Source organism: Pseudoalteromonas sp. APC 3358 (assembly GCF_030408075.1).
GTDB classification, from domain to species: Bacteria; Pseudomonadota; Gammaproteobacteria; order Enterobacterales; family Alteromonadaceae; genus Pseudoalteromonas; species Pseudoalteromonas arctica.
This window is the reverse complement of record NZ_JASDCE010000007.1, coordinates 210,983-227,319: the sequence shown is the minus strand read 5'-3', so window position 1 is coordinate 227,319 and position 16,337 is coordinate 210,983. Positions and strand designations below refer to the sequence as shown.

At 39.0% G+C, this 16,337-nt stretch carries 9 protein-coding genes; 7 read left to right on the top strand and 2 right to left on the bottom strand.

The genetic code is table 11. The features are described from left to right. The first annotated feature begins 198 nt into the window (after window positions 1–198). Entirely contained in the window at window positions 199–2,904 is a 2,706-nt protein-coding gene (topA, locus tag QL995_RS12905; RefSeq protein WP_290294330.1) for a type I DNA topoisomerase, read from the top strand. 318 nt (window positions 2,905–3,222) lie between these two features. Here topA and QL995_RS12900 read toward each other — a convergent pair whose 3' ends face one another. Then, window positions 3,223–3,465 carry a hypothetical protein gene (locus tag QL995_RS12900; protein WP_007582596.1) on the bottom strand — a complete coding sequence of 81 codons (243 nt, stop codon included), beginning with the start codon at window positions 3,463–3,465 and terminating at the stop codon, window positions 3,223–3,225. 240 nt (window positions 3,466–3,705) lie between these two features. On the opposite strand from QL995_RS12900, the gene QL995_RS12895 reads away from it, so the two are divergent. Beyond that, entirely contained in the window at window positions 3,706–4,251 is a 546-nt protein-coding gene (locus QL995_RS12895; protein ID WP_007582598.1) for a TIGR00645 family protein, read from the top strand. Window positions 4,252–4,343: 92 nt separating this feature from the next. On the opposite strand, the gene QL995_RS12890 is transcribed toward QL995_RS12895, so the two are convergent. Next, window positions 4,344–5,966: an alpha-glucosidase family protein gene (locus tag QL995_RS12890; RefSeq protein ID WP_197188882.1), complete on the bottom strand. Its 1,623-nt coding sequence runs from the start codon at window positions 5,964–5,966 to the stop codon at window positions 4,344–4,346. 662 nt (window positions 5,967–6,628) lie between these two features. Here QL995_RS12890 and QL995_RS12885 point away from each other — a divergent pair. The 5 genes from QL995_RS12885 (at window position 6,629) to QL995_RS12865 (ending at window position 16,336) form a co-directional block, all read left to right on the top strand. After that, the gene (locus QL995_RS12885) at window positions 6,629–9,412 is read left to right on the top strand and encodes a TonB-dependent receptor (protein ID WP_007582601.1); all 2,784 of its coding nucleotides are present in this window, start codon (window positions 6,629–6,631) and stop codon (window positions 9,410–9,412) included. 132 nt (window positions 9,413–9,544) lie between these two features. Continuing rightward, window positions 9,545–11,035: a tryptophan halogenase family protein gene (locus QL995_RS12880; protein WP_290294329.1), complete on the top strand. Its 1,491-nt coding sequence runs from the start codon at window positions 9,545–9,547 to the stop codon at window positions 11,033–11,035. A 2-nt stretch (window positions 11,036–11,037) separates the two neighbouring features. Then, entirely contained in the window at window positions 11,038–12,888 is a 1,851-nt protein-coding gene (locus tag QL995_RS12875) for a glycoside hydrolase family 13 protein (RefSeq protein ID WP_290294328.1), read from the top strand. A 90-nt stretch (window positions 12,889–12,978) separates the two neighbouring features. Then, window positions 12,979–14,838: an alpha-amylase family glycosyl hydrolase gene (locus tag QL995_RS12870; RefSeq protein ID WP_290294327.1), complete on the top strand. Its 1,860-nt coding sequence runs from the start codon at window positions 12,979–12,981 to the stop codon at window positions 14,836–14,838. Next, complete coding sequence (locus tag QL995_RS12865; RefSeq protein ID WP_197236692.1) at window positions 14,831–16,336, top strand: MFS transporter; 1,506 nt, start codon at window positions 14,831–14,833, stop codon at window positions 16,334–16,336. Before QL995_RS12870 ends, QL995_RS12865 begins: the two co-directional genes overlap by 8 nt. Window position 16,337 lies beyond the last annotated feature (1 nt).

Below are 16,337 nucleotides of genomic sequence, written 5' to 3'. Positions count from 1 at the left end.
CTATATATTCCACATCAATTAATCTAAAAACACCTGTTTGTTTAATTTAACGACAAAAATTGTTCGTTTATTCAGTAAATACTGAAAAGTTTGTATTAAAAGCTTGTAACAACTAGTGTTTGTAGATATACCTATAAATATTCGCGCCGCTTATGTCGGCAAAACACATTTTTAATATTTGGTTAGAAATAGGCAACTATGGGCAAATCGCTAGTAATTGTAGAGTCTCCTGCTAAGGCTAAAACAATTAATAAATATTTAGGTAATGACTTCATCGTAAAGTCCAGTATTGGGCATGTACGAGATTTACCTACTTCAGGTTCGAGCAAAGCTAAAGTGCCGGCAACTAAAACGCCAGCAGAAGTTCGTAAAATGGAACCTGAAGAGAAAGCAGCGTATAAAAAGCAACGAGATTATACAAACTTAGTCGCGCGTATGGGTATAGACCCAAACCAAGGCTGGGATCCGCATTACGAAATACTGCCTGGTAAAGAAAAAGTTGTTCAAGAATTACAAAAGCTGGCTGAAAACGCAGACCAAATATATCTCGCAACGGATTTGGATAGAGAAGGGGAAGCAATTGCTTGGCACCTTCAAGAAATCATTGGTGGTGATCCTGCTAAATATAAGCGCGTAGTTTTTAACGAAATTACTAAAAACGCAATACAGCAAGCGTTTGAAACACCTGGCGAGCTCAATACTGATATGGTTTACGCTCAGCAAACACGTCGCTTTTTAGACCGTGTTGTTGGCTTTATGGTATCACCTTTATTGTGGGCGAAAGTGGCCCGCGGACTTTCTGCAGGACGAGTTCAGTCTGTTGCGGTACGTTTATTAGTAGAGCGTGAGCGTGAAATTAAGGCGTTTATCCCTGAAGAATTTTGGGATATTCACGCTGACGTTAAAAATACTGAGTCTGAGTTACGTTTAGAAGTAGCCAAACAAGCAGGGAAGCCTTTTAAGCCTGTAAATGAGGCTCAGGCTAGTGCAGCGGTTAAAAGCCTTGAGAATGCAGAATACAAAGTAATTAGCGTTGAAGAAAAACCAAGTAAAAGTCGCCCAAGTGCGCCATTAATCACTTCAACCATGCAGCAAGCAGCAAGCACACGTTTAGGTTATGGCGTTAAAAAGACCATGATGCTTGCTCAGCGTTTGTATGAAGGCGGTTATATTACGTATATGCGTACCGATTCAACTAATCTTTCAAAAGATGCCGTTGAAATGTGTCGTGAGTATGTAACAAACGAGTTTGGTGCTAAATACTTACCAAAAGATCCAATTAGCTACAGCTCTAAAGGCAATGCACAAGAAGCGCATGAGGCAATACGTCCTTCAAGCGTTACCGTGTTATCTGGTCATGTTGAAGGTGTAGACGCCGATGCTAAAAAGCTGTACGAGCTAATTTGGCGTCAGTTTGTAGCGTGCCAAATGGTACCTGCTGAATACGATTTAACAACACTAACTGTTGCAGCTAACGACTTCCAGCTTAAAGCGAAAGGCCGTGTGCTACGCTTTGATGGTTGGACAAAAGTACAACCTGCGATACGTAAGAAAAACGAAGAAGATCAATCACTACCGGCTGTTAAAGAAGGTGAAGTCCTTACTTTAATCGAACTCGATCCTAAGCAACATTTTACTAAACCGCCAGCGCGCTTTAGTGAAGCAAGTTTAGTAAAAGAGCTTGAAAAACGCGGTATTGGTCGTCCATCTACTTATGCGTCAATTATATCAACGATTCAAGATCGTGGTTATGTACGTGTAGAAAACCGCCGTTTCTTTGCTGAAAAAATGGGTGAAATAGTTACCGATCGCTTGGTTGAAAATTTCACTGATTTAATGAACTTTGATTTTACAGCTAAAATGGAAGGCCGTTTAGATGATATCGCTGAAGGCGAGCGTGTATGGACTCAAGTTCTAGATAAGTTTTATGCTGATTTTTCAACGCAATTAACTGTTGCTAAAGACGAGCCAGAGAACGGTGGCATGCGTCTTAACGAGATGGTTGAAACCGATATTGAATGTCCTACGTGTAGCCGAAAAATGGGTATACGAACGGCATCAACTGGTGTTTTCCTAGGGTGTACTGGTTACAGCCTTCCGCCAAAAGAGCGTTGTACTACAACAATGAACTTGGTGTCGGGTGATGAAGCAGTTGCAGCTGATGTAGAAGATGTAGAAACTGAAAAGTTAATGCAGATGAAGCGTTGTCCTATTTGTGAAACTGCAATGGATTCATACCTAATCGACGAAACCCGTAAATTGCATGTGTGTGGTAATAACCCGGCATGTAAAGGGCATATAGTTGAAGAAGGTACCTTTAAAATTAAAGGCTATGACGGACCAATTATCGAATGTGATAAATGTGGCTCTGACATGGAACTTAAATCGGGTCGTTTTGGTAAGTATTTTGGCTGTAATAATGACGAGTGTAAAAACACACGTAAACTACTTAAAAGCGGCGAAGCTGCTCCACCAAAAGAAGACCCTGTTCACATTACTGAATTAGAGTGTGAAAAGTCAGATGCGTATTTTGTATTACGTGATGGCGCCGCTGGTATATTTTTAGCTGCAAATACTTTTCCTAAGTCTCGTGAAACACGTGCACCTAAGGTAGAAGAGTTAAAACGCTTTAGAGACCGTATCTCGCCTAAGTTTTATTACTTAGCAGATGCACCTGCTAAAGATCCTGATGGTAATCTTGCTGTTGTACGCTACAGCCGTAAAAATAAAGCTCAGTATGTTATGACTGAAGTTGACGGTAAAGCTACTGGGTGGACTGCTCATTATGAAGCAGGTAAATGGACAGAAGAAGCGAAGAAAAAGGCAGCACCTAAAAAGAAAGCTGCTGCAAAAAAGGCACCAGCTAAAGCAAAGCCTAAAGCGAAAGCTAAAAAAGAAGATTAATAAGCACGTTATCGCTTATTCATAACTTTTTATAGGTTTTGAAAACCATAAAAAAACCGGAACGCACAGCTTGTGTCTATTCCGGTTTTTTTGTGCCTAGTTAAATGTTTTCGCAACGGCTTTATTAGCAGTACATTCAACTAAGCGTATTGGAGATACCAATTTTATTAAAAAATGGTCATTATATTGCACTAAATAACCTATTCACTGCGTTAAAAAACATTCATATAAAACAACTATATGTCATGCTATTTCACTTGCTATTGAGCTATTTTCTTAGTGCTAAAATAGATCACTAATTTAATGCAATTGGTATGATTAAATCTTAACAGAAGATACTTTTTTATAGCCTTCAGATTCAAGCTCATCATTTACGCATTTTAATACGTAGGCATTTAGCTCTTCATTGCTTACGTCATCATCTTTAGCCCAGTTAACACACATTTCTGTGTATTCTTTTACCATTTCGGCTGAAGCTGTTGGCGCATCGTCTGCTACCGCGTAAGTCGCAGATACTGCAAATAGTGGAGCTACGATTAATGCTAGCAATGCTTTTTTCATTCGTTTATTCCTAAAAAAATGGTGTGATGACTGATTTACCCAGTTTAAGATTAGGTTTAAATCAGTAGTGCCCAATCCAGAACAACTCTGTTGGTATACTGATTTTTAAACGAAAACGAAATAAAAGATAACGAAATTTTTTTATCGTGAGGATGAGTAATTTACTTGTCAGGATTTCGCAGCATTGTGTTGCAGTGGTTTATAAGCTAAGGTCGCTTTTTTTAATTAAAAGACAAATCAATGTCATCACACACCCCTAATAAAAAACCACGCCAAGCTAATAAAGTAGAGCATGCATTAGAATCTTTTATTTTTAAAGGGCGTTGGCTACTAGCCCCATTTTTTGTGGGTTTACTATTTGCAGTTGTACTGTTGTTAATAAAGTTTTTTAAGCAGCTTTATTTAATGGGTATTGCGACATTTACAGCAACAAATCAAGAGTTACTTGTCGGTATTCTAACTTTAGTTGATACGGCATTATTAGCGGGGTTATTGCTGATCATTACATTTAGCGGTTACGAGAACTTTGTTTCTAAGCTTAATATTGATAATCATGAAGACAGACCATCTTGGATGGGAAAAGTTGGTTTTTCAGGTCTAAAGATGAAATTAATAAGTGCGATAGTCGCTATTTCTGCTGTTGAGTTATTAAAAGTATTTATAAACTCAGGCGCATATCCAAGTGATGAGCTACTTTGGAAAGTGACTATTCATGTTACGTTTGTAATGTCAGGCGTTTTATTTGCTTTAACTGACTACTTAAACAGTAAAACCCAAAGTCATTAGAAAAATTAAACGCACAAAAAAGCCCAAGTAATTTACTCGGGCTTTTTATGTTTAGAGCTTAGCTGTAATATTAAGTGTAATTTTTGATGTCATTAACACTTTGCATAAAAGCAAGCGAAAGGCTCAAGCGTAAGTGTGTCTTGGCTTAATTTTGCGCTGTGGTGGCTAAGCTCATTATATTCTTTAACGATTGATGTGGGCATATCAATACTTGTTTGTTGAGAGCTTAGATTAAATATGCACAGCATTTTTTGCGGTCCAAGCGTTCTATAAAAAGCAAGCACAGGCTCAGGCGTTTCAATAAACTCAATATCACCCTCTAGTAAAACAGTTTGGCTTTTGCGCCACGCCATAAACTCACGATAAGCGTTTAAAATTGAGTTGCTATCATTAGTTTGCACAGCGACTGATTGCTGTTTGTGTGCATCATCAACAGGTAGCCAAGGTTTTACGTCACTAAAACCCGCATGAGGTGAATCAGCTTGCTCCCAAGGCATTGGCGTTCTACAGCCATCACGCCCTTTAAAATTAGGCCAAAATGTTATGCCATATGGGTCTTGTAAGTCTTCAAAGGCAACACTTGCTTCACCTAAACCTAATTCTTCACCTTGGTACATACATACACTGCCACGAAGGGAGGCAAGTAGGGCGGTTAGCATTTTACATTGCTGAGGGTTTATTTCGCCATTTTCGCTCCAGCGACTTGCTACGCGCTCTACATCATGGTTGCTAAATGCCCAACACGGCCAACCCTCAGTCATACGTTGTTCAAGAGTTTGAACCGTAGTTCTAATATATTCACTTGAATAATCATTTGTTAAGAGCTCAAAGCTATATCCCATGTGCAGCTTATCGCCACCTTGGGTGTACTGTGCCATTGTCGCCAATGAATCCTCTGATGAGATTTCGCCAAGCGATACAGTACCTGGGTATTTATTGAGTAATGTGCGAATGTCTTGCATAAACTCAATATTTTCTGGCTGAGTGTTGTTGTAGTAATGATACTGAAATGCGTATGGGTTATCTTCACTAAAACCACGACCCTGGCGCTTATCTTTTGGTTTAGCTGGGTTATCGCGAAGTTGTGCATCGTGATAACAAAAGTTAATAGCATCTAATCTAAAGCCATCAACGCCTTTTTTAAGCCAAAACTCTACGTTATCAAGTACAGCTTGTCTTACGTCAGGATTATGAAAGTTTAAATCGGGTTGTTCGGTTAAAAAGTTATGCAAATAATATTGCCCACGGCGAGGTTCCCACTGCCACGCGCCACCACCAAAAATAGACAGCCAATTATTAGGTGCTGTGCCGTCATCTTTAGCTTCAGCCCAAACATACCAATCCGCTTTATCGTTATTTTGATTTTCGCGGCTATCTGTAAACCATTGGTGTTGATCTGATGTATGGCTTAGTACTTGGTCAATTATAATTTTAATGTTGCGATCGTGGGCTTGGCTAATAAGTTCATCAAAATCGTTTAAATCACCAAAAAGCGGGTCAATGTCACGGTAGTCACTAATATCGTAGCCAAAGTCTTTCATCGGCGATTTGAAAAAAGGTGAAATCCAAATTGCATCAACGCCTAAGCTTTTAATGTAATCAATACGATTAATAATCCCTTTTAAGTCACCAATACCATCGTTGTTGCTATCTTGAAAGCTACGCGGATAAACTTGATAAATAACCGCACCTTTATACCACTGCTTTTTGGTCATGCTTTTCTCCGTCATTCCACACAGTATTTAGACTATTCTTTATTGTGATTACGATTAATCACGTTATTTTCAAAAAGCATACGTGAAGCCTTTAATTCTGTAAAAAGTCTGCATACGTATGCACTAAAAATAATGCAATAAAATTATTTAAAATAAGCGCTTAGCGCATCTTTAGCGGTGTTCGTTTTGTGTGTTTAATGTTTACCAATTATGTTATTCATTCATTTTTTAGTTAAATTTAACCTAACAGTTTGTACTATAAAGGAAATATACCCTTGGTTTTACTATAAATGGTCTGACCAATTTAACACTTAGTAAATGTGCAATTATTTAAACGTTATATAACAGCGCTAATTAATTTCATCTTGTTTACATTCAAGTAGGAAGGCTATTAGTTTTCTACAAAATAGATTTAATCTGCCATGCTCTTTCAGTGTTTTTTGTTTTGTTTATTTTCAATAAAATCATATGGTTAAAATTATATGTGTGTAATGTATGTTAATATTAGGCTATATTGAAATTGTTGAATACGTATGCATAAAGTTGTTAATAAAATAAATCTGGCGTTAATATTCATCCTGACAACAAAATTAGCTCGCCTTGTTTAACTATCACTTAAACATTGGACGCGGGTATCACAATATGGGTAACGGGAAAACATTATGTCTATGTTCAAACCAAGTATATTAACTTTGGCATTAACAGCTGCAGGCTTATCAAGCTTTGCTACACAGGCTGCTCAAGAAGATACAATAAAAAAAGATGATGTAGAAGTTATCGAAGTTAAAGGCTTTCGTGGCAGTGTTGTAGAATCAATCAACACAAAACGTTTTTCTACACAGGTTGTAGAATCTATTTCTGCAGAAGATATAGGTAAGCTGCCAGACTCTTCAATTGCTGAATCAATTGCACGTTTACCAGGCTTAACAGCTCAGCGTTTAGATGGTCGCGCAAGTCGTGTCTCTATCCGTGGTTTTGGCGAGAATGAAAGTGGTACTACGTTTAATGGTCGTGAACAAGTATCGATTGGTGATAACCGTGGTGTAGAGTTTGACCTTTATCCATCAGAAATAATGAGCGGTGTAACTGTTTATAAAACGCCAAATGCAAGTATTGATGCTGAAGGTATTGCCGGTGTTATTAATATGCAAACCGTGCGCCCTTTAAGTAAAGGCGAGCGTGTTGTGCAAGTAAATGGGCAGTATGAGCAAACCAGCTTTGGTAAATTAAATCCAGACGGTAATGATGACGGCTATCGAGGCACTATCTCATACATCGATCAGTTTGCTGACGATACAATTGGTGTTGCCTTTGCTTTAAATACAATGAGTTCACCAAATCAAGAAAAACGTTGGAATTCATGGGGCTACCCAGAATTCACCGAAAATGGTAACGATTATTCAATTTTAGGCGGCGCTAAACCATTTGTACGTTCATCTACACTTGAGCGCGATTCTGCAATGCTAGTACTTGAAGCAGCCCCTACAGATAAATTAAACATGACGTTTGATGCGTTATATGTAGATTTTACAGATGAAAAAATTCTACGCGGTATTGAAGTTCCATTTGCATGGGGACAAGGTAGTATTGATGCAAATAGTGTTGTAGTTGATGAAGCATCTGGCTTTATAACTAGTGCAGTAACACAAGGCCAACGTGTAGTAGTTCGAAACGATTATGAAGAACGCGAAGCGGAACTTACAGCTTTTGGTTTTAATACTAAATATGATATTGACGATTCGTGGTCAGTAGAGTTTGATGCAAGTTATTCACAAGTAGACCGTAAAATCTGGAGTGTTGAGAGCTACTCAGGTACAGGGCGTGGTGATGCTCGCGGTGTTGCAGATAACTTAGGTTATACATTTAATGGTGGAAATACCGGCGCAAGTTTTACTCATGACTTAGATTATAGCGATTATGGTTTAATACAGTTAGGTGGCCCGCTATCGTGGGGTGCAAGCTCTGCACTTAACGATAAATATGGTTTAACTGGTACTGAGTATGAAAACCAAGCGCAAGATGGTTTTATTAATGCACCGACCATTGAAGATGAGCTGTCAACATTAAAAATAGCGGCTTCAAAGGTATTAGAAAACGAGTACATAAGCTCTATTGAATTTGGTATGTCTTACAAAGAACGTGAGAAAACAAAAGATTCAGAAGGTTACTTTATGACGTTATCTAGCTTTTCGCTTGATAACCCAGGCATGCTTAATGTGCCAGAACAGTACCGTAACGGAAGTGTTGATTTAGGCTTTATAGGCATGGGCGATATGATTGCTTATGACGTAAATGGCTTAGTTAACGACGGTTATTACGACTTACTGGCAGAGAGCTTAACAAATACAAGTCATGCGACTAAATCGTGGACTGTAAAAGAAGAAATTACTTCTGCATTTGTTCAAGCTAATATTAATGCTGAAGTAAGCGGCCTTGCATTAACGGGTAACGTGGGCGTGCGTTATGTACAAACTGATCAATCATCACAAGGTAATGCATTTAGTACTGTTGATGGTGTGGTTGTTACATCACCTACAAACATAAGTCATGATTACTCGCACGTATTACCTAGCTTAAACTTGTCACTTGCGATTGATGAGCAACAAACGATACGTTTTGGTGCTGCTAAAACAATTTCTCGTGCACGCTTAGATGAAATGAATTCATCAGTTAATGCTTCATATAATCAAACACCTGATGAAAATGGCAACTATTGGTCTGTATCGGGTGGTAACCCAAATTTAGAACCTAAAGAAGCAACCGGCTACGATTTTACTTACGAGAATTACTTTAGCGATGAAGGTTACTTCTCTGCTGCGTTTTTCTATAAAGATTTAACTCAGTGGATTTTTGACGGCACGTATGCAATTGATATGTCAGGCGTAGCTGACCCTTCAACAGGTGAAGTTCCTGCAACATCATCAGGTACAGGCAGCGGTAAAATAAATGGCGGCGGTGGCGATTTATATGGTTACGAGCTTTCACTAGCGTTACCATTTAAAATATTCCATCCATCTCTTGAAGGTTTTGGTTTAATTGCCAGCCATACTGGTATTGAGTCTGATATTGAAGATCAAAACGGTAACGATTACGAGCTACCAGGTCTTTCGGATAAAATTCAAAGCTTAACTGTTTACTACGAAATGCATGGTATGCAATTACGTACCAGTATGCGCAAACGCAGTGCCTTTAAAGGTGATGTATATGGTTTAGGTTTTAACACTGAACAAGTTGATATTTTAGGTGAAACTATTTGGGATGTTCAAGCAGGTTATGACTTCTCTGAGGCCGGTATTGAAAGCCTTGAAGGTTTATCTGTTCAGTTTCAAGTACAAAACTTAACTGAAGAACCGTTTACGTCACTTTCTGGCGATAATGCTCTACAAGTACGTGACTACCAAGATTACGGTCGTACTTACTTGTTAGGCTTTAGTTACAAGCTATAATAAAAGTTGTGTGTAGAAGCCCTTGTGATTTGTTTTACAAGGGCTTTTTTATAGCTAGTTTATCAAACTCTGATTAATACCAATTCGCTTAATTAAGTTTATTGAGCGCTGTATTAAAGCGTGGGCAATAATATGAAACCAATAAAACATGTTGTAATTGCAGGCGGTGGTACCGCAGGGTGGATAACAGCAGCACTGCTTAATAAAGTGTTAGGTAAAGTAATTAATATCACACTAATAGAATCATCAGCTATTGGTACGGTAGGAGTGGGTGAAGCAACGATACCGCCCATTATTCAACTTAATAACGCGCTGGGTATAAACGAGCAAGATTTTATTAATGCCACTAATGCTTCAATAAAATTAGGTATAGAGTTCGAAAACTGGAAAACGCCAGGGCATAGCTACATGCATGCGTTTGGCTCGTTAGGTAAAAACTTTCCCTTTTGCGATTTTTATAACTTTTGGTTAAAAGGTCAAATTACGGGTTGCGAAGACGACTTATGGGATTTTTCACTCAATTACCAAGCGGCTAAACAGCATAAATTTGCGCCACTCAATACAATTCCAAATACCCAACTACCTGGGCTGAGTTACGCATATCATTTTGATGCGACGCTTTACGCTGAATACTTAAAAAAGTTGGCTATATCGCGCGGTGTTAAACACATAGATGCAAAAATAAGCCATGTTGAACAATGCGATACAGGCAATGTTAAAAGCCTAGCACTGGATAACGACAGTCAAATTAGTGGGGATTTATTTATAGATTGCACCGGGCTGCGTGCACTATTAATTGAACAAACATTAAATACAGGGTTTATTGATTGGTCTCATTACTTACCATGCGATAGTGCAGTAGCCGTACAAACAAAAAGTACTCATGAGCTTAAGCCCTATACGCGATCTATTGCACATAGTGCTGGTTGGCAATGGCAAATACCACTGCAAAATCGTATTGGTAATGGCCTTGTTTATTGCAGTAGATACTTGTCAGATGATGATGCTAAGCAGTTACTGCTAAAAAGCGTACCCGCTGAGCCAATTACAGAGCCCCGTATTATAAAATTCAAAACAGGTCGGCGTTTAAAGCAATGGCATAAAAATGTGGTGTCGGTTGGCCTCTCAAGTGGTTTTTTAGAGCCGCTAGAGTCAACCAGTATTCATTTAATTCAAACTGCGGTTACGCGTTTAATTAAGCTATTTCCACACAACGGTATTAGCGATGCGTTAGTAACGGAGTTTAATAAACAAAGCGTTATTGAATTAGAGCACATACGTGATTTTATTATTTTGCATTATAAACTCACCGAGCGAGAAGACTCCCCGTTTTGGCGTCAATGCATGCAAATGGATATACCAAATTCCCTTACCCATAAACTGAATTTATTTAAACACACAGGCAAAGTAATACGTGAAGATGATGAACTATTCGCCGAAGTTGCTTGGCAGCAAGTCATGATAGGGCAAGGGCTTATCCCTGATGACTATAACAGTATTGTTGATTCACTAAGTGATGATCAACTGAGCGATTTATTCTCTACTTTAAAAACGTTGATCAGCTCAACTGTAACGCAATTACCAACTCACCAGAATTTTTTAGCCAGCATTAAAAAGGTATAACAATGCGATTTTTAAACACACTTTTACTAGTAAGCGCTTGTAGCTTACCAAGCTTTAGTTATGCACTTAATGTAGAGCCTGCCAATTGGTGGGTCGGAATGAATAAAAATAACATTACAGTACTCGTGCATGAGCAAAATATAGCTAACGAAGAATTTAAATTAGATAAGTATAAAGGAGTTGAACTTAATAACGTAACACGTACCGACAACCCTAATTATGCTTTCCTTCATTTAAATATTAGCGATAACGCCAAAGCAGGAACGCTCATGTTTAACAGCACTAATACAGCGCATAGCTTTGAGTTTCCTTTATTTACCCGAGATAAAAATAGCGCGCAACGCCAAGGTTTCACAAGTGCAGATGCTTTATATTTAATTACCCCAGATCGCTTTGTAAATGGCGACTCCACAAATGACACCGTTAAAAGCATGCTAGAAGCTGCAAATCCAGGCTTTAAAGGCGGGCGACATGGAGGGGATATTCAAGGTGTTATTAACGCATTACCGTATTTAAATAATTTAGGTGTAACACAGCTTTGGCTTACTCCAGTGCTTGAAAACAACATGCCAGATTACTCTTATCATGGTTACGCGATTACAGACTTTTACAACGTTGATCCGCGAATGGGATCGAATAACCTATACAAAACGTTATCAATAAAGGCTAAAGAGCAGGGCATTGGGCTTGTTATGGATATGGTGCTTAATCACTTTGGTGCTGAGCACCCGTGGATGAAGGATAAACCAACTCAAGATTGGATTAACTTTAATGGGCAGTTTGAAAATGGCAAAAATGCCACAAGCCATGCGCGCCAAACAATTCAAGATCCACACGCAAGTAACTACGATAAACGCCAGTTTAGCGATGGTTGGTTTGTCGCTAGCATGCCCGATTTAAACCAGCGCCAACCATTATTAAATGAGTATTTAATTCAAAATGCAATTTGGTGGATTGAATACGCAGATTTAAGCGGTATTCGTGTAGATACCTATTCTTATTCAGATAAGGCGTTTTTAAGTGATTGGACCAAGGCCATTATGGATGAATACCCACACTTTAATATTGTTGGCGAAGAGTGGACTTCAAACCCTGCAATAGCGTCGTATTGGCAGCGCGGTAAAGTAAATCAAGATGGGTATGTGTCAAGCTTACCCAGTGTGATGGACTTTTCGTTGCAAGAGGCGGTAATTCGAGCTTTAAATGAAGACGAGGGTTGGAGCACAGGCTGGGTTAAAGTATATCAGTCATTAGCTAACGATTTTTTATACCCAAACACCAATAACATTATGGTGTTTGCTGATAACCATGATATGAGCCGTTTATATACGGAATTTGGGCAAGACTTAGCTAAAACTAAAATGGCGATGACTTTGTTTTTAACAACGCGCGGCATTGCTCAAATATATTATGGAACCGAAATATTATTGGATAATACGCCGAGTAAAGATCATGGTGATATACGCATTGATTTTCCTGGTGGGTTCAAAAATCAAAACGCTAATGCGTTTACTGGAGTCGGGTTAAGTAAAGATCAGCGCGATATGCACGAAACTATAAGCACGCTACTTAACTTTAGAAAGCAAAGCCCGGCGCTTGCAAAGGGTAAGCTCGTTCATTTCACTCCGAACAATGGTGTTTATAGTTATGCTCGCGTTAGTGATACGCAAACAGTATTAGTTTTTATGAATAAAAACAAAGTAACACAAAAGCATAATCTTGATTACATGCAAGAAGTTATACCAAAAAATGCCAATGCGCAGGCATTATTCACACAACACACTTTTAAACTAACTAACAGTATTAACTTAGAGCCAATGACTGCTACGGTATTAGTGATTAATACGCCGTGAATGTTTAAGTGAATACGTATGCAGCAACTGTATGCTTGCTGCAGATATCTTTAGTATAAAGCTATAACACTACTGACAAAAAGACACACAATGAAAAAATCAGTTTATGTACCCGCATTACTGTGTAGCGCACTTATAACAAGTGCGTGCTCAGACAATAATGAAACCGAACAACAGCAAGCCCCTAAACAGGCACAAAATGAGTTAACAAAGCCTGTTGTATACCAAGTATTTACACGCTTATTTGGTAACACACAGACCGCGAATGTGCCCTGGGGTACAAAAGAGCAAAATGGCGTAGGTAAATTTGCCGACTTTAACGATGCTGCACTTAAAGGTATTAAAGAATTGGGTACGACCCATGTTTGGTATACCGGTGTTTTACATCATGCGCTAGTGGGCGATTATACCGAGTATGGGATTACGCAAGACGACCCTGATGTAGTTAAAGGCCGTGCAGGTTCACCTTATGCAATAAAAGATTACTACGACGTAAACCCAGATTTAGCCATAAATGTGACCAATAGAATGGGTGAGTTTAGTGATCTGATTGAGCGCACTCATGAGCATGGCATGAAAGTGGTTATAGATATTGTACCTAACCATGTGGCTCGTAATTATAAATCAGTAGCAAAACCCAAGGGAATAAATGACTTTGGTGAACAAGACGATACAACCAAAGCATATGATAAAAACAATAATTTTTACTATGTCCCAGGTCAGTCTTTTCAGGTTCCAACATCACAAAGCTATACAGTTTTAGGGGGTAATACTCACCCTTTAGCTGACGGTTTTTTTGATGAAACGCCAGCGAAATGGACGGGGAATGGTGCGCGTGCACCCAAGCCAGATATTAACGATTGGTACGAAACCGTAAGAGTCAATTATGGCGTTAAGCCTGATGGCAGCTATGACTTTCCTGTATTACCTAAAGAGCTAGAAAACCAAGATTATCGCGCTCATTATGCGTTTTGGCAAAATAAGGAACTGCCTAATAGCTGGTATAAATTTAGAGATATCACTCTTTACTGGCTTGATAAAGGCGTTGATGGTTTTAGGTACGATATGGCCGAAATGGTGCCGGTTGAATTTTGGAGCTTTTTAAATTCATCAATAAAAATGCAAAAGCCCGATGCGTTTTTATTGGCTGAAGTTTACAACCCACAAATGTACAGAGCGTATATTCAGCAAGGAAAAATGGATTACTTGTATGACAAAGTCGGCTTTTACGACACATTAAAAGCCATTATGCAGGGTAAGCAAGCTGCTAATACTATTTTTGCAGCCCAAAGCCAAGTGGCTGATATTGAAGCGCACATGCTGCACTTTTTAGAAAATCACGACGAACAACGCATTGCTAGCCCTGATTTTGCAGGTGATGCACGCTGGGGGAAACCAGCAATGGTCGTTTCTAGCTTAATTAGTCGCGCACCTACTTTATTATATTTTGCCCAAGATGTGGGGGAGGACGGATCTGAAAACGCAGGTTTTGGCACATCTACTCGCACCAGCATTTTTGACTATATTGGTGTACCAGCGCATCAAGCATGGATGAACAACGGAAAATTCGACGGCGCTAACTTATCGAGCGAGCAAGCATCACTTCGTGATTATTATAAATCAATAATGGCTCTTAATCGTTTACCCGCTGTTGTAGGTGGAACCATGTCAGAGCTTTCAATTAGCAATAGCGAACGCGTTGTTGGTTTTGTACGCTCGCTGGGACAGCAATCTGTTTATGTTTTTAGTAATTTTAGTGAGGAGCCACAAACGGTATTAATTAATTTAACACCAGAGCAAGCAAATACCTTTGAGCGAAATAAACCGCTACACGACTTACTTGAACAAAACACGGTAAAGATCATCACTGACAAAGAAGTTACAAAGCTTATGCTTTCGCTAGATGCATTTAGTAGCGCAGTTTTAACTAATAAGGCTAATCATGAATAATCAAAATAATAATTATGACAGCAACAAACCAAATCTAAGTTTTTGGCAAATATGGAATATGTGCTTTGGCTTTTTAGGTATTCAATTTGGTTTTGCACTACAAAACGGCAATGTGAGCCGTATTTTTCAAACCCTAGGCGCACAAGTTGATGATATTCCTATTTTATGGGTTGCAGCACCGCTAACGGGCTTAATAGTGCAACCAATAATTGGTTATTGGAGTGATAAAACATGGGGACGTTTTGGTCGTCGTCGTCCATTCTTTTTCATAGGGGCGGTACTTACTACTATCTCACTCTTTATCATGCCGCATTCACCAACCCTTTGGATTGCTGCAGGTATGTTATGGATTATGGATGCCTCAATCAATGTCACTATGGAACCTTTTAGAGCACTTGTAGGCGATAACCTGCCAGAAAAACAACGCGCTACAGGTTACGGGTTACAAAGCTTTTTTATTGGTATTGGTGCGGTATTAGCCTCAGCGCTACCATGGATGATGACCAATTGGTTTGATGTAAGTAATACCGCTGCGCTAGGGCAAATTCCTGAATCTGTTAAATATTCATTTTATTGGGGTGGGGTCGTATTGCTAGTCGCAGTTCTTTGGACAGTTATGCGAACCAAAGAATATAGCCCTGAGCAATTAGCTGCTTTTGAAAACCACACTGCCAAACCGACTAACACCGCATTAGTAGATATCAACTTCAATAAAGGTGCCATTATTTTTGTGGTGCTAGGTTTAGCAACCCTTGCATTAGTAATGGGTTTATCGCTTGAAAAAGAGTTATACCTACTTGCTGGTGGCTTACTAGCGTTTGGTATTGTGCAGTGGATAGCAAGCGCATTAAAGGCTGCTAACAAAATACAAGGCGGTTTTTACCAAGTAGTACAAGATGTATTTACCATGCCAGAGGCAATGAAGCAGCTTGCTTGGGTGCAGTTTTTTAGCTGGTTTACGTTGTTTGCTATGTGGATATACACCACAGCCGCAGTAACAAGCTTTCATTACGGCAGCAGTGATGCAACAAGTAAAGCCTTTAACGATGGGGCTGATTGGGTCGGTATTTTATTTGCAGCTTACAATGGCTTTGCGGCTATTGCCGCTATGTGTATTCCATTCTTAGTTAAAAAGATGGGCTTAAAAGGCGCACATTGCTTTAACTTACTACTAGGTGCATTGGGCCTTGCGAGCTTTATGTTTATAACAGACCCAAAAATGCTTCTTATTCCAATGATAGGCGTTGGTTTTGCATGGGCTTCTATTTTATCGCTTCCTTATGCAATGTTAAGTAATGCACTACCGAGTAATAAAATGGGCGTGTATATGGGTATTTTTAACTTCTTTATTGTTATACCGCAATTGCTTGCCGCTAGTATTTTAGGGCTTATTTTACGCCACGTATTTTCTAACCAGCCTATTTACGCATTATTAATTGGTGCTGCATCATTCGTTGTTGCTGCGATTGCTGTAATGCGCGTTAAAAATTCAAACTAAG